Annotated in this window: 25 protein-coding genes and 1 pseudogene; 10 read left to right on the forward strand and 16 right to left on the reverse strand. The window is 65.0% G+C overall.

The genetic code is table 11. The annotated features are described in order from the left end of the window. Window positions 1-224: 224 nt before the first annotated feature. The 13 genes from rplL to FB562_RS09650 form a co-directional block, all read right to left on the reverse strand. On the reverse strand, window positions 225-614 hold the full coding sequence (gene rplL / locus FB562_RS09590) for a 50S ribosomal protein L7/L12 (protein ID WP_141880903.1): 390 nt from the start codon (window positions 612-614) through the stop codon (window positions 225-227). Between the two features lie 54 nt (window positions 615-668). After that, window positions 669-1184: a 50S ribosomal protein L10 gene (gene rplJ, locus FB562_RS09595; RefSeq protein ID WP_141880904.1), complete on the reverse strand. Its 516-nt coding sequence runs from the start codon at window positions 1182-1184 to the stop codon at window positions 669-671. Between the two features lie 246 nt (window positions 1185-1430). Further along, window positions 1431-2234 (reverse strand): hypothetical protein, encoded by an 804-nt coding sequence (locus tag FB562_RS09600; RefSeq protein WP_141880905.1) that lies wholly within the window; start codon window positions 2232-2234, stop codon window positions 1431-1433. A 154-nt stretch (window positions 2235-2388) separates the two neighbouring features. Continuing rightward, window positions 2389-3876: a sensor histidine kinase gene (locus FB562_RS09605; protein ID WP_141880906.1), complete on the reverse strand. Its 1488-nt coding sequence runs from the start codon at window positions 3874-3876 to the stop codon at window positions 2389-2391. Next, a complete protein-coding gene (locus tag FB562_RS09610; protein ID WP_141880907.1) occupies window positions 3873-4616 on the reverse strand; it encodes a response regulator transcription factor in 744 nt (247 codons plus the stop codon). The genes FB562_RS09605 and FB562_RS09610 overlap by 4 nt, the downstream gene beginning before the upstream one ends. Before the next feature lie 72 nt (window positions 4617-4688). Continuing rightward, a complete protein-coding gene (locus tag FB562_RS09615; RefSeq protein WP_141880908.1) occupies window positions 4689-5702 on the reverse strand; it encodes a sugar phosphate isomerase/epimerase family protein in 1014 nt (337 codons plus the stop codon). Next, window positions 5695-6783, reverse strand: coding sequence for a Gfo/Idh/MocA family protein (locus FB562_RS09620; RefSeq protein WP_246081452.1), 1089 nt, complete (start codon window positions 6781-6783; stop codon window positions 5695-5697). Before FB562_RS09620 ends, FB562_RS09615 begins: the two co-directional genes overlap by 8 nt. 5 nt (window positions 6784-6788) lie before the next feature. Next, window positions 6789-7538: a sugar phosphate isomerase/epimerase family protein gene (locus FB562_RS09625; RefSeq protein ID WP_185740531.1), complete on the reverse strand. Its 750-nt coding sequence runs from the start codon at window positions 7536-7538 to the stop codon at window positions 6789-6791. A 28-nt stretch (window positions 7539-7566) separates the two neighbouring features. Continuing rightward, entirely contained in the window at window positions 7567-8358 is a 792-nt protein-coding gene (locus FB562_RS09630; protein WP_141880910.1) for a hypothetical protein, read from the reverse strand. Then, on the reverse strand, window positions 8355-9404 hold the full coding sequence (locus FB562_RS09635) for a Gfo/Idh/MocA family protein (protein ID WP_246081418.1): 1050 nt from the start codon (window positions 9402-9404) through the stop codon (window positions 8355-8357). The genes FB562_RS09630 and FB562_RS09635 overlap by 4 nt, the downstream gene beginning before the upstream one ends. A 79-nt stretch (window positions 9405-9483) precedes the next feature. Then, the gene (locus FB562_RS09640) at window positions 9484-10494 is read right to left on the reverse strand and encodes a sugar ABC transporter substrate-binding protein (RefSeq protein WP_185740501.1); all 1011 of its coding nucleotides are present in this window, start codon (window positions 10492-10494) and stop codon (window positions 9484-9486) included. 100 nt (window positions 10495-10594) lie between these two features. After that, window positions 10595-11464, reverse strand: coding sequence for an ABC transporter permease (locus FB562_RS09645; protein ID WP_185740502.1), 870 nt, complete (start codon window positions 11462-11464; stop codon window positions 10595-10597). A 185-nt stretch (window positions 11465-11649) separates the two neighbouring features. Next, entirely contained in the window at window positions 11650-12432 is a 783-nt protein-coding gene (locus FB562_RS09650) for an ATP-binding cassette domain-containing protein (RefSeq protein WP_141880913.1), read from the reverse strand. A 63-nt stretch (window positions 12433-12495) separates the two neighbouring features. Between FB562_RS09650 and FB562_RS09655 the strand changes: the two genes are divergently transcribed. After that, window positions 12496-13185 (forward strand): TetR/AcrR family transcriptional regulator, encoded by a 690-nt coding sequence (locus tag FB562_RS09655; RefSeq protein ID WP_141880914.1) that lies wholly within the window; start codon window positions 12496-12498, stop codon window positions 13183-13185. Between the two features lie 10 nt (window positions 13186-13195). Here the strand turns inward: FB562_RS09655 and FB562_RS09660 are convergent, their stop codons facing one another. Then, entirely contained in the window at window positions 13196-14371 is a 1176-nt protein-coding gene (locus FB562_RS09660) for an ROK family transcriptional regulator (protein WP_342777294.1), read from the reverse strand. A 148-nt stretch (window positions 14372-14519) separates the two neighbouring features. On the opposite strand from FB562_RS09660, the gene FB562_RS09665 reads away from it, so the two are divergent. The 9 genes and pseudogenes from FB562_RS09665 to FB562_RS09705 all read left to right on the forward strand — a co-directional run bounded on the left by FB562_RS09665 (window position 14520) and on the right by FB562_RS09705 (window position 23050). Next, window positions 14520-15662, forward strand: coding sequence for a Gfo/Idh/MocA family protein (locus tag FB562_RS09665; RefSeq protein WP_141880916.1), 1143 nt, complete (start codon window positions 14520-14522; stop codon window positions 15660-15662). A gap of 109 nt (window positions 15663-15771) precedes the next feature. Then, window positions 15772-16761, forward strand: coding sequence for a sugar ABC transporter substrate-binding protein (locus FB562_RS09670; protein WP_185740504.1), 990 nt, complete (start codon window positions 15772-15774; stop codon window positions 16759-16761). A gap of 155 nt (window positions 16762-16916) precedes the next feature. After that, window positions 16917-17831 (forward strand): ABC transporter permease, encoded by a 915-nt coding sequence (locus tag FB562_RS09675; protein ID WP_141880918.1) that lies wholly within the window; start codon window positions 16917-16919, stop codon window positions 17829-17831. Beyond that, window positions 17831-18619 (forward strand): ATP-binding cassette domain-containing protein, encoded by a 789-nt coding sequence (locus tag FB562_RS09680; RefSeq protein WP_141880919.1) that lies wholly within the window; start codon window positions 17831-17833, stop codon window positions 18617-18619. Before FB562_RS09675 ends, FB562_RS09680 begins: the two co-directional genes overlap by 1 nt. Before the next feature lie 43 nt (window positions 18620-18662). Continuing rightward, window positions 18663-19685, forward strand: coding sequence for a hydroxyacid dehydrogenase (locus FB562_RS09685; protein WP_141880920.1), 1023 nt, complete (start codon window positions 18663-18665; stop codon window positions 19683-19685). Further along, on the forward strand, window positions 19682-20614 hold the full coding sequence (locus FB562_RS09690) for an aldose epimerase family protein (RefSeq protein WP_141880921.1): 933 nt from the start codon (window positions 19682-19684) through the stop codon (window positions 20612-20614). Before FB562_RS09685 ends, FB562_RS09690 begins: the two co-directional genes overlap by 4 nt. Window positions 20615-20650: 36 nt before the next feature. Beyond that, window positions 20651-21298: a YqaJ viral recombinase family protein gene (locus tag FB562_RS09695; protein WP_141880922.1), complete on the forward strand. Its 648-nt coding sequence runs from the start codon at window positions 20651-20653 to the stop codon at window positions 21296-21298. Between the two features lie 96 nt (window positions 21299-21394). Continuing rightward, window positions 21395-22027: pseudogene (locus FB562_RS09700) on the forward strand (alpha/beta fold hydrolase); the annotation flags it as partial. 75 nt (window positions 22028-22102) lie between these two features. Continuing rightward, the gene (locus FB562_RS09705; RefSeq protein WP_185740532.1) at window positions 22103-23050 is read left to right on the forward strand and encodes an NADP-dependent oxidoreductase; all 948 of its coding nucleotides are present in this window, start codon (window positions 22103-22105) and stop codon (window positions 23048-23050) included. A gap of 53 nt (window positions 23051-23103) precedes the next feature. Here FB562_RS09705 and FB562_RS09710 read toward each other — a convergent pair whose 3' ends face one another. Next, window positions 23104-23649 (reverse strand): GNAT family N-acetyltransferase, encoded by a 546-nt coding sequence (locus FB562_RS09710; protein WP_141880924.1) that lies wholly within the window; start codon window positions 23647-23649, stop codon window positions 23104-23106. 43 nt (window positions 23650-23692) lie between these two features. Next, a complete protein-coding gene (locus FB562_RS09715; protein ID WP_141880925.1) occupies window positions 23693-24619 on the reverse strand; it encodes an EamA family transporter in 927 nt (308 codons plus the stop codon). Between the last annotated feature and the right edge of the window lie 30 nt (window positions 24620-24649).

Consider the following 24649-nt stretch of genomic DNA (forward strand, 5'->3'; position numbering starts at 1 on the left):
TCCCCCGATCCGTCGACCGCCACCCGACAGGTGAAACCCGCTCCGCGACACCGCCCCGCAGATGGCGAACCCCGATCCGCCCCCTGCAGCAGTACCAGTCGGTGGCCACCTACCCGAGGTGGCCACCGACCTCTGTCTGTACACGATTCATCGCACACACAAAAGAACGCCCCCGGCCGAAGCCGGGGGCGTTCTGTGCGTAGCGTGCCCCTGAGGGGCGTCGACTACTTGAGGGTGACGGTTGCGCCGGCCTCTTCGAGCTGAGCCTTCGCCTTCTCGGCGGTCTCCTTGTTGACGCCCTCGAGGACGTTGGCGGGGGCGCCGTCAACGACAGCCTTCGCCTCACCCAGACCAAGGCTGGTGAGGGCGCGCACCTCCTTGATGACCTGGATCTTCTTCTCACCGGCAGACTCGAGAACGACGTCGAACGAGTCCTTCTCCTCGACCTCTTCTGCGGCAGCGGCGCCACCAGCGGCACCGGCAGCGGCAACCGCGACCGGAGCGGCCGCAGTGACCTCGAAGACCTCTTCGAACTTCTTGACGAACTCGCTGAGCTCGATGAGCGTGAGCTCCTTGAACGCCTCGATCAGCTCGTCGCTGGAAAGCTTTGCCATTGTTTTCTCCTTATTTCTGACTATCAACACCGCACAGCACGACCCGGGAGGGTCTTAGCTTGCGGACTCCTGCTTGTCGCGCAGTGCGTCGACGGTGCGAACCGCCTGCGCGAGCGGCGCGTTGAACATGTAGGCGGCACCGAACAGCGAAGCCTTGAAAGCGCCAGCCAGCTTGCCCAGCAGCACCTCCCGCGACTCGAGCTCGGCCAGCTTGATGACCTCTGCGGCGGTCAGCGGGTTACCGTCGAAGTAACCCCCCTTGATGACCAGCAGAGGGTTTGCCTTGGCGAAGTCACGCAGACCCTTGGCAACGGCGACAGGGTCACCGTGTACGAAGGCGATCGCGGACGGGCCAGCGAGCTCGTCGTCGAACGACGCGATCCCTGCCTCGTTGGCCGCGATCTTGGTCAGAGTGTTCTTCACCACGGCGTAAGACGCGTCCTCACGGATGCTCGTCCGCAGCTGGCCCAGCTGGGACACCGTGAGGCCGCGGTACTCGGTGAGCAGTACGGCGGTCGAGTTACGGAACAGCTCCGTAAGCTCGGCGACCGAAGCTTCCTTGTTCGCCATGTGGCTCCTCAATTTCGTTAGTGCGTTGTGCCGGAACCGCAGGAATGAAAAAAGCTCCGGCGCAAGCGCACGGAGCTGGAGGACCGACAGAGTCGGAATCAGACTTCACACACCTGCGCGGGATGTTGCTCGAAAGCAACTCTTCGATCGTCATCCATTTTCATGCACGACGACAACCAGCGGTCTTTGGCTCCGTCCATCGTATGCGCAAGCCGGCCCACCGCGCAAATGCGGCATCCGCAATGCTCAGCTGGCCTCGGCATCCGGAACCCGCCGGCGCACCGGGAGCAGCACGAAGCCCACAAGCAGCAGGATGACGATGCCGAGCACCAGCGCCGCCACGAGCACACCCTGCGAGCCGCCGGTGTCGGGCGCAGCGGCCGACCGCCGCTCATCCTGCACGATGATCGCCTGGGCTGCGGTGAGCGCCATCGACTTCTCCACGCCCGAGTGGCCCGCGACGAGCGGCACGAGCACGCCGTCGGCGAGGGCGAACCACGCGCCACGCGCCGCATCACGCACGAGCAGCGAACCCTCCGGCGCTGCGGCGACCGCCTCGACGAGCGCCGGCTCCGGCATGAAGTCCGCCAGCTCGGGCGCAGATAACCCCGGGTTGATCCACACGGTCGCCAGCCCGACCGGCACACCCGCGACCGAGACGGGCGCCACCCAGTCGTTGACGAGTCGAACAGGGCTCAGCGTGACCGTTCCCTCAAGAAACGGGGCCGTCCACGCCCGCAGGCGAGTCACCGCTCCCACCTCCGTCGTCTCGTCGAAGGCGATCCCGGATGCCGCGTCGGCGCCGGGCGCATACAGCTCGGTCAGACGCGGCACGAGACCCGAGGCGAAGTACTCGGCCACGGCATCCGGCAACCGCTCCTCAGGTGCGGCTGCATCATCCGCCGCCTGCAGAATCACCGCATCATGGGCATCCGGAAGAGGCAATTGCACGGGAGACGACACGGATGCGACAGCCGCGCCCGCAGGCGTGCCGATGAGGCAGAGGGCGAGCAGGAGGGCAGCAAGCACTGGCCCGCGGGGGTACGCCATTCTCACGTCGGGTCCTTCGAAAGCGTCGGGTTCGCCCATCTTCGCACGTCGCATCCGCTGCGCTGCGGCACGGCGCACAGCGGGTCTCGCGCCGGGCGAATTCCGAGGGAATCCGGCACCCGGCCCTGCGGCTTTCAGCCGGGCAGGGCAGGATTCAGCGCGGCAGGGTCACCCGGAACTCGGTGCGCCCCGGCTCGCTCGCCACCGACACGGTGCCGCCGTGACCCTCGACGACGGCACGCACGATCGCGAGGCCCAGACCCGTGCTGCCGGCCACGCGCGACCGCGAGCTGTCGCCGCGGACGAAGCGCTCGAACAGTTCCGGCAGCAGCTTCTCGGGGATGCCGGGGCCGTCGTCGCGCACGACGATGTCGACGCCATCCGCCCGCTCCGACAGCTCGACAACGACGGCCGTGCCCTCCGGCGTGTGCACCCGAGCGTTCGCGAGCAGATTGGCGACCACCTGATGCAGGCGGTTCACGTCACCGTTCACGATCACGGGCCCCTCGGGCGCCTCCAGCGACCACTCATGATCGGGGCCCGCCGCATGCGCGTCACCGACGGCATCCGCCAGCAGGCCGACGAGTTCGAGAGGAGCACGCTCCAGATCGCGGCCCTCATCGAGGCGGGCCAGCAGAAGCAGATCCTCGACGAGCGACGTCATGCGCACCGCCTCAGACTCGACGCGCCCGATCGACCGCACGACATCATCCGGCAGCTCGTAGCCGCCACGGCGGGTGAGCTCCGCGTAACCACGGATGGAGGCGAGCGGCGTGCGCAACTCATGGCTGGCGTCGGCGACGAAACGGCGCACCTTGTTCTCGCTCGCCTGCCTGGCGGCCAGCGCGGATGCGACGTGGCCGAGCATCCGATTGATTGCGGCCCCCACCCGGCCGACCTCCGTCGACGGGTCGGCGTCATCGTCGGAGACGCGCACCGCCAGTGCCACCTCGCCGCGGTCGAGCGGCAGCTCGGAGACCTGCGCGGCCGTCGCAGCCACGCGGTCGAGCGGGCGCAGGGCGAGCCGCACCACGACGAGCCCGGCCGCCGCAGCCGCCGCGAGCGCCACCAGCGCGACGACCCCGATCACCAGCAGCAGCTGGGCGACGGTGCCGTTGACCTCCGACTGCGACAGACCCGTGACCTGCAGGATGCCCGGCGCCAGCTCGCGCGCGACCACGCGATATTCACCCAGCTCGCCGCCGAGGTCGACCGTCACCGGACCGTCGCCCTCCGTGATGCCGATGAGCACCGCCGCGTGCGCATCATCGAGCAGATCGAGGGTGCCATCGGAGGTCAGGACCCCGGCGCGCGCGACATCGCCGCTCGTGAGGGCGACCATCGTGCCCGGCCCCTGTACCCCGAAGCTCGGGCGCGACGGATAGCCGAGCGCGCCTCCCGGCGGGAGCTCCTCGGATGTCGGCTGCGTGCGCCCCGTCGCCGCCAGCAGCTGGTCATCGAGTCGGTCCATGAGAAAGCCGCGCAGGGCGACCACGCTGACCAGACCGACGACGATGCTCGCCGCGGCGAGGAGCGCGACGATGCCCAGCACGAGCCTGCTGCGGAGCGTCCACCGGCGTCGCCGGGGCGGCTCGGCATCCGCCCTCGGGCTGTCCCAGTGTGTGACCGACGGCTGTGTCATGAGTGTGGCGCCTTGATCATGTAGCCGACACCGCGCACCGTGTGGATCATCGGCTCCGCGCCGGCGTCGATCTTCTTGCGCAGATACGAGATGTAGATCTCGACGATGCTGGAGCGGCCGCCGAAATCGTAGCTCCACACACGGTCGAGGATCTGCAGCTTGCTCATCACCCGGCGCGGGTTGCGCATGAGAAAGCGCAGCAGCTCGAACTCGGTCGCGGTCAGCTCGATGAGGCGGTCGCCGCGGTGCACCTCGTAGCTCTGCTCGTCGAGGCTGAGCTCGCCGACGCGCAGGATCGGGTCGGATGCCTCAGACATGAGCAGAGAGGAGCGCCGGATGAGCCCGCGCAGCCGGGCGATGACCTCCTCCAGGCTGAACGGCTTCGTCACATAGTCGTCGCCGCCCGCGGTGAGCCCCGCGATGCGGTCATCGAGCGCATCCTTCGCCGTCAGGAACAGCACCGGAACATCCTGACCGTCGGCGCGCATCCGCTTCAGAACCTGCATGCCGTCGATGTCGGGCAGCATGATGTCGAGTACGACGGCGTCGGGGTCGAACTCGCGCACCGTGCGCAGCGCCGACTGGCCGTCGGCTGCGGTGCGAACATCCCAACCCTCATAGCGCAGCGCCATGCTGATCAGCTCGGAGAGGGTCACCTCATCGTCGACGACGACGGCGCGCACCGGTGAGCCGTCGATGTGGCGCAGGCGCTCGGATGCTGTGCTGGCGTCGTCCGTCATGCCTCCATCATCCGCGCCAAACTATGAGAAGGCTATGAAGGGGCTGGGGGCCGCCCGTGCGTGGGCCCGGCGCTACTGCGTACTGAAGGCTGCGTCGAAGGACTGCGTCGGCTGATCCCAGAGCAGCGAGCGGATGAAGCCCAGCGCCTCCTTCGCGCCGTGCAGCCGGTCCATGCCCGCGTCCTCCCACTCGACCGAGATGGGGCCCGCGTAGCCGATCGACTCGAGCGCCCGGAACGCATCCTCCCAGGGCACGTCGCCGTGGCCTGTCGAGACGAAGTCCCAGCCGCGACGCGGGTCGCCCCACGGCTGATGCGAGCCGAGCACGCCGGCGCGACCGTTGGCCGGGCGCATCCGCGTGTCCTTGCAGTCGACATGATAGATGCGATCGGCGAAGTCGACGATGAAGCCGACAGGGTCGACGTTCTGCCACATCATGTGCGACGGGTCCCAGTTGAAACCGAACGCCTCCCGGTGCTCGATCGCCTCGAGCGTGCGGACGCTCGTCCAGTAGTCGTAGGCGATCTCGCTCGGATGCACCTCATGGGCGAAGCGCACGCCCTCCGCATCGAAGACGTCGAGGATGGGGTTCCAACGCGTCGCGAAGTCCTCATAGCCGGAATCGATGACGGATGCCGGCACCGGCGGAAACTGCGCCACATACGGCCAGATCTTCGAGCCGGTGAAGCCGACGACGACATCGACGCCCAGCTTGCGGGCGACACGTGCCGAACGCTTCATGTCTTCGGCTGCGCGCATCCGCACCCCCTCAGCGTCGCCATCGCCCCAGGTGTAGTCGCGCACGATCGCCTGATGCCTGAAGTCGATCGGGTCATCGCAGACGGCCTGGCCTGTGAGGTGGTTCGAGATCGCGAACACCTTCAGGCCGTGGCGGTCGAGGATGTCGAGGCGCGACCGCAGGTAGACATCATCCTCGTCGGCCCGCTTCAGATCGAGATGGTCGCCCGAGGCGGCGATCTCGAGACCGTCATAGCCCCACCCGGCGGCCAGCCGGGCGACCTCCTCGAACGGCAGATCGGCCCACTGGCCGGTGAACAGCGTTACGGGGTGTGTCGACTCACTCATTGGGGACCTCTTCTATCTCTACCCACTGCCCTGATGTGGAGGCTTGGATGACAGCTTCGGTGATGCGCACAGCCCGGAGCCCGTCTTCAAAACGGGGAAGACCATCTCGGGCCTCCCCGGCAATGCTCGCGTAGCTGTCGCCGATGAATGCGGCGAAGGCCTCTTGGTAACCCTGCGGATGCCCCCCGGGAACGACCGACAAGCGCGCCGCATCGGGATGCAAATGCGCGGGGTCGCGCGGCACGGTGAGGCTTGCTTTCCTCCGGCCGACCCACAGGGAATCCGGATGCTCTTGATCGAAACTCAGACTCTCGCGGCTGCCCGAGATGTCGAGACGGAGCGCATTCTTTCGGCCCGCAGCAACCTGTGAGACGAGAAGCGTGCCTATTGCACCGCCACTCGTCTCGAATACGACAGCATCAGCATCCTCGGTTCCGACATGCGACGACCCCACCCTCGTGTCGAAGAAGGTGCGCAGGCTCGCCGCGACGCGAGTGATGCGTTCTCCTGTGACGAATTCGATGAGGTCCACGAGGTGCGAGCCGATGTCAGCGAAAGCACGTGACGCCCCACCGGTCGCAGCATCGACCCGCCAGTTGTGGTCCGCCTGATCGAGCAGCCAGTCCTGAAGATAGCTCCCATTGATGGTGAAGAGCCGCCCCGTGTCGCCCGCCTGAACTCGGGCACGAGCCTCCCGCACCATGGGATGAAAGCGGTAGACGAACGGTACGGTCGCCGTCACGCCGGCCTCCCGAGCGGCTGCGACCAGCTGATCCGCCTCGACGGAACTCACCGCCAGAGGCTTCTCACAGATGACATGCTTCCCGGCGGCGATCACCGCGAGAGCCTGTTCTGCGTGGAGCGCATTGGGAGTGAGGACGTGGATCACATCGATGCTCGGATCGGCGAGCATCTCTTCGAGTGTGGCGAATGAGTGCTCCACTCCGAGTCGTTCGGCAGCAATCTGCCCGCGCGACGGAGAAGACGAAACAATGCCCGAGAGCCGCGCCCGCGCCGCTCGAGCCGCCCGCGTGTGCACCTCCCCCATGAAGCCACCACCGACGAACCCTGCCGCGATCATCTTGCTCACACGAGCCCCTCGTTCACGAGCCATGCGTAACTGTCAGCAACCGCGGCGAAGCGATCACCGCGGGAGTCGTCGAGTTCGATCACCCTCAACGCCTGGGGTGCCGCCGCGAGGATGTCTCTGACCGGCAGGGATCCCTGTCCGACCGCCACCTGATCTTTGGTCTCCTTGGTTGCGGGGCCATCCTTCACGTGGATCGCGGCGACACGATCGCCCAGTCGGGCAAGAATCTCGATGGGGTCGTGACCTCCGACGGTGACCCAGTATGTGTCAACCTCTAGGCGAACCTCGGGATTGAGAAGATCGGCGAAGAACTCGAATGCTGTACGCCCATCGATCTGGGTCTCGAGCTCATGGGCGTGGTTGTGGTAGCCGACCTCGACACCGTACTCGGCAGCGACAGCCGCCGCCGCATTGAGTTGCTCTGCAGTCTCCCTGATGTCCGCCTCGGAAACCCAGCGCTCGGCCACGACATAAGGGTCGATGGCGAGACCGATGTTGAGGGCCTTCGCAGAGGCGAAGACCCTGTGCAACTCGGTGTCGTCTTCTCCCAGATAGTGAGCGTGCCCCGTCGGCGCGACCAGGCCAGCGGATGTCAGAGACTCGCCCAGACCCTCGAGATCCGGGAAGCCATAGGGCTCGACCTGCTCGAAACCGATTCGCGAGAGCCGAGCCAGCGTTCCTCCCAGATCCTCCTGGACCGCCTCGCGCAGCGTGTAAAGCTGCACGGAAAGACTCGGATGCTCCATCGTCGGACTGTATGCCTGTTTGCGGTCGTCACTGGTCACTGGAGGTCTCCTTCAACTGGTTGAGCTGGGTGATCGCCACATTGAGCCGCGCGAGGTCGTCGCTGCGGCACACACCGTCAACGACTCGAGCGATGCGCCGCAGGCTTGCCCGGGGGGCGTTCTCGTAGATGGTCGGCAAGCTGGCTGCCCCTTCGCCGTCGATGCGTAACGTGCGCGCGGGTGCTGCCGTCGCATCCGAAGCAAGCTCGACGAGGTGCTGCAGCTTGGGCGCATACGCCTCGAATCGCAGACCGCCTTCGGCGAAGGGGGATGCGACGATGTCGATGTGAACGGGCATACCACTGAGGTCAACTTCGAGCCACGCAGCGGTGTTGCTTCGACCTGAGGCATGGACTGTGACCTCGCCCAGAAGCGAAGCAACGAGACTCAACGCATCCAGAATGGCCGCATCGAGCGAACGTCGGGAATTGCGACCGAGGACGCCGTGGAGTTGAATCGTGTCCGCAAGCTCAAACTCGTTCTGCCACGGTCCGATCTCAGCCCAGACGGGGTTGGCGCGCCACTCTTGGGCGACGACCACAGGGGTCGCGACCGACATCTCCTCTGTTCCGAGGGCCGGTGCAGGATCGAGGAGCACGACGCCGATCGCCCCGCTTGCATCAGCCTGATGAACGCGGTCTGGCCAGTCTGGGGCACCGCCGTCAACGAGGTGGATCGAGCCCGCGATGACCTCAGTCATGGAAAATGTCACAGGAAGACTCGCGATCACCGGGACGAATCGTTGTCTCAGCTCTGCGGGCACAAAGACCGGCTTGCTCATGCTGCGCTCCCTGCCAAAACCATCGCCGCGGCCCGGTCTGCAATGTCGATCGCAAAGGTGAGATCGTCGATTGCGGCTGTGAACTCTGCGGGGTTCTGGCGTCCTCCGTGCTCAATGAGCGCGGCAAGATGCCCCCATTCGGCCTCGTAGCCGTTGCTGTCATAGGGCCCGAAAGTTTCAAGCGAGTTTGCTGTGCGCAGGCTTGCGACCGCGCTGCCCGCATGCACGTAGCTTGGCGGGAATTCGAGGTGGAGCTCCGACGTGTCTCCCCAGACGTCAAGGGTCCAGTCGGGCCTCCATTGGTGATGCATGTAGGCGAAGAGGTCAGCGAACTGCTCCCCAGAGCGGAGAGTGACGTGATAGCCAAACGGCGTGAAGAGCTCAGCAAGCATGACCTCGTCCACGGTGGGCATGAAGCGGCGCAGAAGAGGAAGGTTGTGGATGGCGAGCCCCATGATCCCTGCGTGAAGCATTGCAGAGCGCGCGGAAGAGCCCATGAGGCTGCCTGAGGCTGAAGGCGCCGCACGGTGGTGGATCTCCGTGGCCCAGTCCTCGAAACGGGAGTTCATCGGTAATACGATCGAGGAGCGAATGCTGTGCGCTGCAGACCCGAGCCTGTCCCATTGCGCAGACACCGCGTCCCATGCAGGGTCATACGTGTGCATTGCACCGACGACGATCGGCACTCCGTTGCGCTGCGCGACGTCAGCCAACTCCATTGCCTCCTCGCGAGAAGTAGCGAAGGGCTTCTCGCAGAGGATGCCGCGTTTGCCCGCATCGATCGCCGCGAGAACCTGTGCGGCATGGAATGCGGGCGGGCTGCAGATCGCAACAACCTCGACTCTCGGATCACCCATCACATCGGTGGCGGTGGTCGAGGCTTCAGCATCTGCCCGCGCCGCCACCGCGTTCGCCACATCGGCGTCGATGTCCATAACGTGGACGACATCGAACTGAGGAAGTCGCTTGAGAGTCGGTAGGTGAATCGCCTGGGTGACCGGGCCTGCGCCCAAGATCCCCACTCCCAGAGGCTTGTGGTCTTTCATACCCTCGGTCCTGACTTTCTTCGTCGACAGTTATTGGGGGGGGGGGCGCGCCACCGCCAGGGTGGCGCGCCCGGAATCGCTAGGCGTTGCAGCTGGCGGCGTAGATGTATCCCGCCTTTTCGGGGTCGTCGACGTTGTCGCGGGTCAGCACAGCCAGCGGCAACGTGTCGTCAGCCCCTGCCTGCGCCGCAACAGGACCACCGTCGGCGTTGTCGGCAAGATACTTGAGAGCGGAGTTCACGCCCTCGGCACCGATGAGACCAGCCGGCTGCGCCAGAAGCGCGGTGATCGTTCCATTGCGCAGGGCCTCAACCTCGCTGGGGGTGGCATCGTAGGCGTAGACCTTGACCTTGCCGATCATCCCAGCTTCCTCAACCGCAGCCGCGGCACCTTCACCTTCGGGACCTGTCGAGGCGTAGATCGCCTTGAGGTCGGGGTTGCCTGTGATCATCGCGGCAGCAATGGTCGTCGCCTTGGTGCGGTCGAAGTCGTCGTACTGGGTCTCGAGCACCTTGATGCCGGGTGCCGCGGTCGCAAGCTGATCGACCAGCGGCTGCCAGCGGTTGACCAGTGCCGGAATGTCTCCCGGGATGCCACCCAAGATTCCCAAGGTTCCGGAAGTGCCGATGTCCTTGATGACAAAGTCAATGAACTCAGCGTTGTCCTGCGAGCTGACGATCGTCTTCTGCCCGGTCGCGGGATCAATGGGCCCGTTCACGACGATGACAGGGGTGCCCTCAGCCATAATGCCCTCCACCTGCGTAGAGAACTGGTCGGGGGTGGAAGCACCGAGGATCACGGCATCAGGCGACTTGAGCAGCGCTGCATCGAAGTTGGTCTGCTGTTCGTCGACCTCAGCCGTGTTGCCCGCAGACCATGTGAGCGCGACGCCGGCCTCTTTCGCGGCCTGGGTGGCGCCACACATGAGCGTGATCCAGAATGGATCTGTCGCGTTGAAGGCCACACCTGCGAGCGCGATGTCGCTCGACGGCGTGTTGGAGGGCTCAGCGCCGTCCGTCGTGCAGCCGCTCAGGGCCAGAATGGCAACCGATGCCATGGCGACACCGATGCCTACTTTGTTGCGCAACATTGCGCCTCCTCTGTTGGTTCGCATGCCGACGGCATGCACTTGTGTGAATGTGTGCCCCGGGTGCCGGGACTGCCTGTGCGCCGGGTCGGCGCACGGACGTCTATCGCGATCGTCGTCGCGCGCGGAATCGATCGAGTGCCACCGCGATGATGAGTACCACTCCGACGGCGATCAGTTGGTAGAAGGACGCGACTCCGATCACGACCAGCCCTGTCTGCAGGATCACCGCCAGAAGGGTTCCCCAAACAGCACCGACAATGCTCACTCGACCGCCCTCGAGGAGCGTGCCACCGATGACGACCGCCGTGATGGCGCCGAGCACATCGCTCGTATGTCCTGTGATCGCGGTGGAACCGTATCGCGAGATGTCGATGAACCCGGCTACTCCGGCGAGCCCTCCGGCCAAGCCAGCCAGGGCGAGAATGTGCCGCTTCACCTTGAGGCCGGCCCGTTCCGTTGCCGAGCGCGACGATCCGATCGCTAGGGTCACGAGGCCGAACTTGGTGAATCGGAGCATGGCCCAGAGAGCTACCGCCGCCGCAATGGCGATCAGAGTGGGCAACGGGACGAAGCCCAGGAAGTCGGCCTGCCCGAAGTTCTTCTGCAGTTCACGGGGAAGGCCGGACACATCGCCTCCGCCCCCCACCAGGAGCGCAACGCCGGTTCCGATTCCCATCGTTCCGAGAGTGGCGATGAGCGAGTTGACATCCAGATACGCGATGAGAATGCCGTTCACCAATCCGAACAGAACGCCGGTAAGGACTGCGGCGACGACTCCCAGCGTGATCGCAAGTCCGATGTTCGCGAATGAACCGTCGTCAAGCTTCGGACCCGTGACTGCCTTGATGGTGAGCCCTCCGACTACCGAAGACAAGACCAGATTGGCCCCCAGGGAGAGGTCGAAGAATCCTGCACCGAGCAGCATCGCCATACCCAGAGCGAGGAGCAGCGCCTGAGTACTCGAGAGCAAGAGTGATTCGACGGCGCGAGGGCTGGCGAACAGGCCATTCGACAGAGCGATGAAAACAAGCACCAACACGATGTCGAGGACGAAGACCCATGTGCCAGTGGTACTGAAGAGCCGCTGCAAGGGAGTCTGGGCTTTGACCGATCGAAGGTCGAGGTCGACTTGCACCTCAGAGGTTGACTGTGCCATTACGCGGCCTGTTCCTTTCCGAAGCCCACCATGGTGGCGACGACGTCCGGCACGGTGAGCCCGCTTGCCGGTGCGTCCATGACGGTAGACCCGCGCCACAGCACGGTGACCCGATCAGCAACCTTGAGAATGCGCGGCAAGTCGTGCGACACGACGAGGACACCGAGCCCGCGGGCGGCTACGGTGCGCATCAGCTCGCAGACGATTTCACTCTGTCGAGCACCCAGCGCAGCCGTCGGCTCGTCCATCAGGATCGCCGTGTGGCCCCACATCACGGCGCGGGCAACTGCAACGCCCTGCTTCTGTCCGCCGGAGAGGTCGGAGACGTCGACCTTCAGCGACGGAAGTTTGATCGACAGCTCGCGGAGTGCCACATCAGCACGCTCAGTCATTTCCTTTCGCGCGATCACGCCGAGCTTGCCGAGAATTCCGCGCGTAAACACCTCGTGGCCGAGGAACATGTTGTCGACGACGGAGAGATCCGGGGCGAGGGAGAGGTCTTGGTGGACAGCCTCAACACCCGCGGCCTGCGCGTCACGGATCGACGTGAAGTGGACGGGCTGATCTCCGACGATGAACTCACCTTCGTCGGGCACGATGAGGCCGAGCAGCGTCTTGAGAAAAGTCGACTTTCCGGCGCCGTTGTCGCCGACGAGGGCAACCACTTCTCCGGCTCCGACGGTGACGCTGGCATCCGTGAGCGCCTGGACATGACCGAAGCGCTTGGCGACGTGTAAGCCCGCGATCGCGGTCGTAGATTTTTGGCTGGCTGCGTCGTGCATCGGCCTACCTCCTCGTTGAGAATTCGTGACGCCAAATGTATACGGGCGTTAACGTTTCGCTAAATGTACAAGAGCGATAACATTTGCACAAGCCCCAGAATCCTAACGATCTACGGAGAGCCAGTGAATGAGCCAGCAACCGTGCGCGGGCCGTACAGAAACGGCATCGAACGCCGCGCAGAGATCATCGCCAAGGCGAGCGAAGTCTTCGGAACCTATGGCTACGTAGCGGGTTCGCTCCGCCAGATCGCCACAGAGGTGGGCATCACCCCCGCCGCAATCACCAGACACTTCGACAGCAAAGAAGATCTCCTCGCAGAGGTGATCCGTGCCTGGACCACCAAGTCGTCGCAGGCACTCGGACCGAGCGCGACCGGCCTGACACATTTCGAACGACTGATCAAACTCATGGAGTTCAACCACGCCCACCGTGGATTCCTCGAGTTGTTCCTCACGCTGAGCACGGAAGCATCCAACCCCGACCACCCCGCCCGCCGATTTATCACAGAGCGTTATGAGCAGACCCTCACGAACTTCATGAGCAACCTCGGGCTCGCAGTGAGATCAGGGGCAGCCAAGGCAATGACACCATCAGAGATCGAAGCCGAATCTCGCGAAGTCATCGCTATGATGGACGGCCTCGAGATTCAGTGGCTACTCAACCCCGAAGTAGACCTCCTCGGCCTGTTCGCGAGCTACATCCGAAGAACGCTCGAGCGGTGGCGAGCCCCCGCACTCCGCTCAACGCCGTAGTAATTCGATTTCATCGCTTTATAGCCAGCACCCTGTCTACAGCCATTGCGGCCGCGCCAAGCACCGCAGAGTTCGTTGATGGGTCGGACTGGGCGATCTCGAGGCGCTGGGTTGCCAGCGGCATCGACCGCGCGTAGACGACCTCCCGCACACCAGCGAGCAGGTGATCCCCCGCCCGCGACAGCGTTCCCCCCACAACGATCAACGAGGGGTTGAACAGGCTGACACACGTCGCCAGCACCTCTCCCATGTCGCGGCCCGCCTGCCGAACCAGCTGAATCGCCTCGATGTCGCCACTGCGCACCAGATCGACGACGTCGCTCGTCGTATTGGCATCTCGGCCCAGCTCACGCAGTGCGGCAGCGAGGGCCGGCCCACTTGCGACAGCCTCAAGGCACCCGCGATTGCCACAGTGACAGGGGACATCAACGTCACGCCTGAGCGGAACGTGACCGATGTCGCCGGCGATGCCCTGCTCCCCACGGTGCAATCTGTCGCCGCTGATGATGCCAACGCCGATCCCTGTGGCGATCTTCGCAAATAGGAGGTTGCCCGACTCCTTCGGCCGAGCCTGATGCTCCCCCACAGCCATCATGTTGACGTCTTTTTCGACGACAACAGGGATGTCGTAGTGCTTGTGTAGCCACGCCGCTGAATCAAAGTCCGCCCACCGGGGCATGATTGGCGGGTTGATGGGGCGGCCTGTGCTGTGTTCGATCGGTGCTGCGAGCCCTATGCCGATAGCTGCGATGTCGGCAACAGGGATCTGAACGGATGCCGCGAGTGAGCGCGATTCGTCGACGAGCCAGCGCATGGTCTTCTCGGGCTCATCGTCGATCTGGACCCCTGTTGATGTCTCGGCAAGCACCCGCCCGAGTAGATCAACGAGAGCGAGTCGTGCGTGACTTGCACCAATGTCTGCTGCGAGCACTACCCGCGATCGTGGCCGAAGCGCGACCCTGCTCGATGGCCTTCCACCGGTGTAAATGGCGTCGACTTCTTCCTCGACATAGCCATGTTTAATCAATTCGTCGATACGGATGCCCGCGGTCGATCTGGCGACGCCACACAACTCTGCGAGGCGGGCTCGGGTGCGGGGGTTCCCGTCACGGAGCGTCTGGAGCAGCTCCATCGCTGCCGTCGACGGAGCGTGAGCCTTGCCCCTAGAGGCCATGTCTGAAGCCATGCGTCACAGTAAAACATCCATTCAGTCGGCTGAACACGTATTACAAGTTCTTTCGACAAAAGTTTGTCATAAATCTTCGCCACTTAGTTTGACTATCGACATAATTCTCTTCTATGGTCGAATTCGCACCCAACGAAGTGAGCTCACAATGACGTACACCACAGCCCAGCCGCAGCTCCGCGCTGCAATCATCGGCTCCGGATTCATGGGGAGCACACACGCCTCCGCGATCCGCGCAGCCGGCGGGCAGGTGAAGGCGGTACTGGCCTCACGCGAGGGCGCACAGGAGAACGCAAAGCGGGCCACGGGAGCCGAGTTCGTGAGCACCTCACTCACCGAGATCCTCGGGCGTCACGACATTGATGTCGTCCACGTCTGCACCCCCAACGCGAGCCACGAAGAGTTCGCAATCCGCGCTCTCGCAGCAGGCAAGGCCATCGTCTGCGAGAAGCCGCTCTCGACGAGCTCGGAATCGACAGGCCACATCCTCACCGCCGCAGAAGCAGCAGGCCAGATCGGCACGGTTCCCTTCGTCTACCGCTTCCACCCGATGATTCGGGAGCTTCGCGCTCGCATCGTCCGCGGTGACCTCGGCCTGCCGAGCGTCGTACACGGCGGCTACCTGCAAGACTGGCTCACCTCATCCGACGACAGCAACTGGCGCGTAGGCGCGGAGCAGGGCGGCACCTCGCGCGCATTCGCCGACATCGGCTCCCACTGGTTTGATCTCTTCGAATTCGTCACGGGCGACCACGTCACCCGCCTATCCGCACAGATCTCAACCGTCATCTCCGAGCGCGGTGGAAGCCCCGTAAGCACAGAAGACGCGGCAAGCGTGCAGTTCCGCACCGCCGGCGGGATGCTCGGAACGATGGTCGTCTCGCAGGTCTCGGCCGGCAGAAAGAACCGCCTCCACCTCGAAATCTCAGGCACGGAGACAAGCTTCGCCTTCGACCAAGAGAACCCCGAAAAGCTGTGGCTCGGCAAACTCACCGGCTCAATCGACCTGCCCCGCGACCCCGGCAACCTCACCGCCGATGCTGCGCGGCTCAGCTTCCTCCCCGCTGGACACCCGCAGGGCTACCAGGATGCATTCACCGCATTCGTGCGCGATAGCTACAGCTTCATTGCAGATCCCACCGCATCCGGCGACATCGCCGAAGCAACACCCACGCTTGCCGCGGGGCACCGTGCAGCAGTTCTCTGCGACGCCGTGCTCGCATCCGCGCGGCGCGACGGCGAATGGGTCGACCCCACAGATTCGCCACAGAATTCCGAGCCTGCAGCATGACAGCGCAGCAGACCCGGACAACCCGGTCGCCACTCGGCGACCACCCGCACACCAATGGAAGGCGCACACAATGAAGTACGCAAGCAAAGCCGGCCTAGCGTTGCTAGCAGTGTCCTCACTGGCCCTCGTCGGATGCTCCGGCGACCAGGGAGGCGGCACCGACACGGGTGCTGAAGGAAGCGGCAACATCGCCGTGGTCCTGAAGACCGCCAGCAACCAGTTCTGGGCAACCATGCAGGACGGCGCAGAGGCCGCAGGAAGTGACGCCGGCGTGAAGGTCACCGTGCAGTCAGGAACCGCTGAGGACAGCGTCGACGAGCAGACAACACTGCTTCAGACGCTCGCCGGCAGCGACTACTCCTGCTTCGCGGTCGCCCCGATCACAGGAACCAACCTCAACCAGCCGCTCGCCAGTGTCAGCCAGGCTGGCATCCCGATCGTTAACCTTGACTCGGCAATCGACGCAGACGCCGCAAAGGCTTCTGGCATCGAGATCGCCTCGTTCATCGCATCGAACAACTCCGACGCAGGCAAGCAGGCTGGTGAGTTCATGGCTGAGAAGCTCGGCGACGGCGCAAAGGTTGCCGTCATCGGCGGCATCCCCGGCGATGCCAACAGTGCTGCCCGCACCGGCGGATTCACCGACGCTGCCACGGCTGCCGGCCTCACCATTGTTCAGGAGGTGAACGCTGACTGGGACCGCGAGAAGGCACTCGACGCAGCAACGACCATCCTGCGTGCCAACCCCGACCTCGGTGGCTTCTACGCCGCTAACGACGGAATGGCGCTCGGAATCGTTCAGGCGGGCCAGAACGAGGGACGCACCGACCTCATCATCATCGGCACCGACGGCAACAAGGACGCGATCGAGTCGATCGAGGCCGGCGGACTCAGCGCAACCGTGTCACAGTACCCCTACGCAGTCGGAACACTCGGTGTCGACGCGTGCCGCGCACTGATCAGCGGAGCAACCGTTCCCGCCCAGGTCGACGCTCCCATCGCGCTTGTCTCTGCAGACAACGCAACCGAGGCTCTGGCGTCATACCCGAAGCCCTTCCAGGAGTATGACAACCCCTTCCTGGACCTCATCAAGAAGTAGCATTTCGACGCACGGTCTCGGGGTGCGGAACACTCCCACACCCCGAGACCACCCAACAGCATCAAGGAGAAGAGCCGAAGCTCATGACAATCAGAACTGAAACATCAGGTCAAGGCCTGATCACCCGGCTCGGGCTCGACCCTCGGACATGGAGCATGGGAACGGTTGCCAAGTGGGCCCCCGTACTTGCCCTGATCGCGCTGGTTATCGTCGGCGCAATCACATCGCCAATATTCCTCAGCTCGGGCAACATCCGCTCCATCCTTCTCGCATCAGCGATCATGATGATCCTGGCAATCGGCCAGACGTTCGTCATCTCGACCGCAGGAATCGACCTGTCCGTCGCCTCCATCGCCCAGCTCAGTGGCGTTGCACTCGGCGTCGTCGTCTCGTGGGGCTTCGCACCAGAGCTCGGGATGCTCGGCGCCATCGTCGTCGGCGCACTCGCCGGAGCGCTCAACGGCTTCATTGTTTCCCGTTGGAAGATCACCGACTTCGTCGCGACCCTCGGAACGTTCAGTGCCTTCACGGGCCTCACGCTCCTCATCTCAGACGCCCGCCCCCAGCTCGTGACATCAAAGACACTCATCACGATCTCGACCGGCGGTCTCGGCTTCTTGAGCAACATGCTCATCATCGCCCTCGTCGTCGCCGCCATCGCCTACGTGATCATGTTCCACACCCGCTTCGGAACGCACGTTCTCGCCGTCGGTGGAAACCGCAAAGCATCTGATGCCCTCGGCATCAGCTTCACGAAGGTCAAAATCGGCGTCTACACGATCTCCGGCATCCTCGCGGGTGTCGCCGGCATCCTGCTCGTCGCCCGCCTTGGTGCGGCAGAGCCGACCGCAGGTTCGGCCTATCAGCTCACCTCGATTGCGGCGGCTGTGCTCGGTGGCGTCAGCCTCTTCGGCGGCAAGACCAGCATCATTGGGCCGCTCATCGGAGCGATCGTGCTCACCGGAATCGTCAACCTGCTCACGATCACCGGCGTGCCCGTCTACTACCAGCCGATCGCCGTCGGTGCCGTCGTTGTGCTCGCCGCCTACCTCAGAAAGTACGAGAACTGATGAGTATCTCAACAGAATCGCTGCACGCCGCAGCGCCCCAGCAGCACGACCGACTCCTCGAAGTTAACAACCTGGAGCTTCGCTTCGGCAACGTCGTCGCCCTCGACGGCGTGACGATGCACGCGAACCGCAACGAGATCACCGCGATCATCGGCGACAACGGCGCCGGCAAGTCCAGCCTGACCAAATGCATCCTGGGCGTGTACAAGGGCAACGGGGGCGACATCCGTTTCAACGGGGAAAAGGTCGAGATGGCGAGCCCCCACGCCGCCAAGAACCTCGGCATCGAGGCCGTGTTCCAGGATCTCGCGCTCTTCGACGACCTCACCCTGTGGCAGAACATGTTCATCGGCCGGGAGCTCACCCGCGGCATTGCGCCATTCAGCATTCTGCGCCGCAAGGAGATGGTCGAGCGCTCAGACGAGCTGGTTCGCAAACTCACCGTCAACGTGCCGGATGCGCGCAGGACCGTACGAAGCATGTCCGGTGGGCAGCGTCAGGCCGTCGCGATTGCCCGCGCCGTCGCATGGGGCTCCGAGCTCGTCATCATGGACGAGCCGACCGCAGCGCTCGGTGTGCGCGAGCGTACAGAAGTAGAAGACACCATTATCGGGCTCCGTGATGAGGGGCGTTCATTCCTGCTGATCAGTCACAGCTTTGACCAGGTCATGCGTGTCGCAGACGCCGTCTGGGTCATGAGGCAGGGTCGCGCCGTCGCACACCGCCGGATCTCAGAAACGTCTGGCGAAGAACTCGTCGCACTCGTCACCGGAGCCAAAGCCGAATAGTCGACGGCACCAGCCTTCACCAGATTTAAGGAGCACCACCCGTATGTCATCTTCCAAGCCACTCGTGCTACTCAAGCCGGAACCCCAACTTCGCGATCGCATCTTTACCGCCGAGACGCTTGCCAGGTTGAATACCGCGTTTGAGGTCATCGACTACGAGGCAAATCCCGATGACGCCGACTTTCAACGCAGGCTGCCCGAAGCATTCGCTGTGGTGGGTCAGCCCGCGCTCGACACCGCGGCCCTCGAGGCGGCCACGAATCTCCACGCAATCGTCAACGTTGAAGGCAACTTCTTCCCGAACGTCGACTACGCGACCGCGTTCCGCAACGGAGTTCGCGTGCTCGGATGCGGCACCGCCTACTCCCAGGCCGTCGCCGAATACTCCGTCGGGCTCGCGCTCGATATCGCCCGCAGCATTACCCGCGAGGACCGCGCAGCGCGCTCCGGCAGTGAAGGGCTCGTATCGGAGAGCACGGGCGACTCGATCCTGCTGCGGCGCGCATCCGTCGGCCTGGTGGGTTTCGGCAACCTAGGGCGCGCCACCAAGGCGCTGCTCGAACCGTTCGACAACACGGTGCGGGTCTTTGACCCGTGGCTGCCGACCGCGATTCTCGAAGACGCCGGCGTCATCCCGTCGACGCTCGAGGAGACGCTCTCGCAGAGCACATTCGTGTTCGTCTTCGCGACGGCGACGGCAGAGAGCGAGCACCTGCTCAACGCAGAGATGCTCTCGCTCCTTCCCGACGGCGCACGACTCATTCTTGTGAGCCGGGCCGCTGTCGTCGACTACGACGCCCTCTACGAGCGCCTCGCGACAGGCACCCTCCACGCCGCGATCGACGTGTGGCCGGTCGAACCGATCCCCGCCGATAGTCCCTTCCGTGGTCTCGACAACGTCGTGATCTCCGCCCACCGCGCCGGCGGCATTCCCGAAGCCTTCGAGTCGATCGGCGAGATGGTCTGCGATGACCTCGAGCTGATGAAGAATGGCCTCCCGCCCGCCCGCATGCAGCTTGCAGCCCCCGAACTGGTCGGGCGCTATCGAAACAAGCCTGTCGGGTGACCGTGCTCGGATTCACCCTCGTCAACGGCCTGCTCGCTGTCGAGTGTCATCCCGCCCACGGCTTCGTGATCTCAACAATCAGGAGAAACGGCGACGGTACGAACCTGCTGTGGATGCCAGAAGGTGCGTCGCTGGGGCCGCTCTCCGGTGAGATCGGCCCCAGCGGCATCGCCTCGATCGCCACCTTCGATGGGGGTATTCTCGCTGGCGGGTGGTTCACCATGTTCCCCACTGCGGGTCTGCCCGGCGACGACCAGACGCGATGGATGCACGGCGAAGCGGCCCGCCTCCCCTGGGAGGTCCAGACCGCCACGTCGACCTCGCTCGCGTGTGTCGTGCTGACCCGCCACTTCATTGTGCGGCGCGAAGTCGCCCTCACCTCGAACGAGGTTCGTGTCACCACAACGGCAACGAACACCTCCGGCGAGACTCAGGCGGTCACCTTCGGCGAGCATCCGTGTTTTTCCCGGTCGTTGTACTCCGGAGGCCAGCTCGAGCTGCGTGCGATAAGCGCGACCAGCACCAGCACCGCCGATATAGCCAACTCAACGCTTCGTCCCGAGAACGCGTTCGAGTGGCCCAACGCGCCACGCACCGACGGTGGCGTGCTAGACCTCGCCGCGATCCCCGTCGATGCGGACGGCAGGCACGACCACGTGGGGCTGACGATTCCCGATGGCGCTGCGGCCATCCGTGACAACAACGGCAACGGCATCGAGCTCTCCTGGGGCGCATCCAAACTGCCGCACGCGCTGCTGTGGCAGCATTTCCGCCCCGAAGGCAGCCCCTGGGCCAACGGCGATGTCTTCGCCGTCGAGCCAAGCTCCGCACCCGGGCGCACATTCTCAGAATCTGCGGCAGCAGGCGGCGTCACGACCGTTGACGCTGAAGCATCCGTGAGCTGGTGGACGTCCCTGCGCGTGGGCTGACCGACGGCATGGGCCCGTCGGGGAGACAATAGACGGGTGACCCCCGCCCAGCCGACGCTCCCCCTCTGGCCCGAGCCGACGCCCGACCACACGAGCCGCATCGTCGCCGACTCGTCAGACCGGGTCGCGTGGCTGCGCGCCCGCTCGCGCGGGATCACGGCGACGGATGTGGCGAAGCTCGCCACCGAAAATTCGGTGCGCGCCGTCGTGGCCGACAAGATGTTGGGCAGCCGCTTCTCGGGCAATACCTTCACCGATCACGGTCGCGCGCGTGAGCCCGAGATCGCCAGTTGGGTGCGCGAACGCTTCGGAATCGAACCGAGCACCGCGCTCTTTCGCTCCGCCGACAACGATCGCCACTTGGCGACGCCCGACGGTGTTATCGCGCGCGGCGGCATCGTGCACCTCTCCGAAATCAAGACGACGAGCAAGCCGTGGCGGTCGATTCCGCGCGGCTACCTGCGCCAGGTGTGGTGGCAGCAGTACGTGCTCGGGGCCGAGCGCACGCTGCTCGTGTGGGAGCAGCACGACTCCTTCGTGCCCGTCGCCGGCGACCCCCAGTGTCAGTGGATCGACCGCGACGACGATCAAATCCACATGCTCGTGCGGCTCGCCGACAGGGTGCTCGAGGCGCTCGGGGCCGTCGCGCCGCCCCTTCCGCCCTACCGGCCGGGCGGCGTGTGACATGGAGTACCTGCTCCTCCACGGGCTCGGCAGCGACCGCCGTCAGCCACTCGAGCTCGTCGGTCCCGTCGTGCCCGCCGGGGCGACCGTACACGCCCCGATGTGCGGGCACACGGAAAGTCGACACTCATCGGCGCCCCCGCTGACTTCACGCTCGACAACCTTGCCGCTGAGGCCATTACCGGCCGCAGCGGGCCCCTCACCGTGATCGGCATCTCGATGGGCTCGGCCATCGCGCTGCGCATCGCCCTCAACGGCCTGGCCAACGTCGAGCGCCTCATCCTCATCAGGCCCGCCTTCACCACCGAGCCCGTGCCCGCCAACCTCGTTGGTCTCCTCGTCGCCGGGCAGCTGCTCCACGACCACCCCGCTGCGCGAGCCGAGGAGCTGTTCAGGCGCACTCGCGCCTTCCGCGACGTCGACGCTGTGTCACCCGCCGGAGCAGAGAACCTCCTCGTGCAGTTCCGCAAACCACAGGCCCGAGAGCGCGCAATCCGGCTCATCGAAATCCCCCGCAACCGCGCCTACTCGACGGGCGAAACCACCCAGCTGGCCATGCCGACAACGATCATCGCCACACCGCGCGACCCCGTGCATCCGGTGCGCATCGCCGAGCAGTGGCACGCCGCCATCCCCAGCTCAATCCTCACCCTCGCGCCCGCCCGCGACGACGGGCTCGCCGCTCAGACCGACGCCATCAGGGCGGCCATCGCGGCCGGGCTCGGTTAATCCCCACACCCACCTCGCTCACCTCACCTCTCAGAAAGGTCCCCGTACCAAATGAAGGAAAAGCTGCCAGAAACGATGCGCGCCGCGGTGATCGACGGCCTGGGAGGGCCAGAAGTCCTTCATTTGGTACGGGCGCCGCTGCCCTCACCCCAATCAGGCGAAGTTCTTGTGAGGGTGCGCTCCGCCGCTCTCAACCCCATCGACACTAAGACCCGGGCCGGTAAGGGCGCCAGCGGCGGCATCACGTCATACCCGCTCACCCTCGGCAACGACTTCTCGGGCACCGTCGTGCAGGCAATCGACGACGAGCACCCCTTGCAGCCGGGCACCGAGGTGTATGGCATGCTCAGCGTTCCGCTGACGGGCGGCAGCTACGCCGAATACGCGGCCGTGCCCATCACCGCCGTCGGGCCCATCCCCCACAACCTTCGCGTCGAGGATGCTGCGGCCGTGCCCCTCGCCGCCCTCACCGCCCAGGGCGCGCTGCGCGAGGGCGGGGTCACCGCCGCGAGCCGCGTGCTCATCCACGCCGGGGCCGGCGGCGTCGGGCACTTCGCCGTGCAGCTCGCCGCAATTGCGGGCGCCGAGGTCATCACGACTGCGTCGGCCCGCAACGCCGACTGGCTGCGCTCGCTCGGCGCTGAGCAGGTCATCGACTACCGCGAAACCCGCTTCGAAGACGCGCTCGACGGCATCGACGTCGTCATCGACCTCATCGGAAACGTGCACGACTACACCGCGACCCGCTCGCTGCGCGTGCTGCGCCCCGGCGGCACAATCGTCAACGTTCCCACCCGCAGCTGGCCCACGATGGCCGAAGAAGCTGAGGCGGCCGGGGTGCGCGCCACCGGCTACAGGGTGACCCCGGATGCTGCGAATCTTGCCGAGATCACCGCCCTGATAGAAGAGGGTCGGCTGACGGTGAACATCGACGCGCGGTTCCCGCTCGAGCAGATCGCCGAAGCACACCGGCTGCTCGAAGAGGGGCACACCCGCGGCAAAATCGTCATCGACGTGGGCTGAGCCGCCGTTCGCTGAGCCTGTCGAAGCGCGGGCCGCGCGGTTCGCACAGACGGCTAGAGCACAAACTCCCGCACGAAGTCGTCGTGCCACTCGGCGCCGACCAGAAAACGCTTAGTGCCCACGAGGGCGAAGCCGCTCTTCTCGTAGAAACGGTTCGCTCGCGCATTCTGCTGGTTCACACCCAGCCAGACGGATGCTGCGCCAGCGTCTCGCGCGGCACCCACGGTCGCCTGCATGAGTTGTGTGGCGATGCCGCTGCCGTGCGCGTCGGGCCGCACATAGATCTTGCTCAGCTCGGCGGTCGGGCGCAGCGAGACCGCGCCGGCAACATCGGGGTCGTGCGGCTCACCGTGGACGAGCATTGTGTAGCCGTTAATGAGCACAGCGCCCTCAAGCCGCTCGCCCGCATCCCACACGAAGAGTTGGCGCGCCGGGTCGGCGAGGTAGTCGGCGAAGCGCTGCTCTGAGAGGTGCAGGGTGATGAACTCGGCAACGTCGGCCTCGCTCGTGCCGGGCGGGCAGGCCAGGGCGAACGTGGCCGCCGCGACCTCGTGAAGCGCCGCAGCATCCGCCGCCGTTGCTTGCCTGATCTCGCCCATTGCTCCCCGACCGTGGCGCCGCACAGCGCCCGCTGCGACAACTTTAGTCGGCGACAGGCTCACGTTGCGGTGGCACCGCGAGAATGACCGGCGTGCGGCGTGAGCCGGCACGCTGCGCGACGAACAGCCCGAGGAGCATCGTCGCCCCACCCAGCATCTCGGCCGCATTGGGCTGCTCACCCAGCAGGATCCAGGCCGCGGCGATGCCGGCGACGGGCGCGAGCAGCACCCACGGCACGACCGCCGAAGACGGGTACTTTGCCAACAGTGTGTTGAAGATTGCATAACCGGCGAGCCCGCTGAGCAGAGCTGAGTAGGCGGTCGACACGACTGACTCCCACGAGAATGACAGCAGCGCCTGCCCCACAGCGGCTGGCCCGTCGAACAGCAGTGACAGTGCCAGCAGGGGCACGGGCACGACGAGGGCCGACCACACCGTGATGCCCAAGCCGTCTCTAAAACCAACACCACCCCGGATGCCCGAGGCACGCGAGATCACGTTGCCGACGGCCCACGAGAGCGCGGCAAGAAGGCAGAGCACGAATGCCAGCAGGGTGACATGCCCCTCCCGGCCCACCGCCACGACGGCGAGCCCGATCGAGCCGAGGATTGCCCCGACAAACTGGGCTGACGCCGGGATCTCGCGCAGCGCACCCGCCGCAATCAGCATCGTGAAAATCACCTGAGCCTGCATCATGAGGGCGGCAAGGCCGGGCGGCATGCCCAGCGCGATCGACACATAGAGAAAGCTGAACTGGCCGAGCGACATGAACACGCCAACGCCGACGATAAAACGCCACGGCACATCGGGTTTGCGCACGAAGAAGATTGCGGGGACCAGGATGACCGCAAAGCGAAGGGCGGCGAAAAGCAGCGGAGGCACCCCGTGCATCCCCCAGTCGATGACGACAAAATTGACGCCCCACACGGTGGCGACGAGGGCGGCGAGGATGCTGTCACGGTTGGTCACGTGTCAATCTTCAGCGCAAAGCTCACCATA

The organism is Homoserinimonas aerilata, from assembly GCF_006716125.1.
GTDB classification, from domain to species: domain Bacteria; phylum Actinomycetota; class Actinomycetes; order Actinomycetales; family Microbacteriaceae; genus Homoserinimonas; species Homoserinimonas aerilata.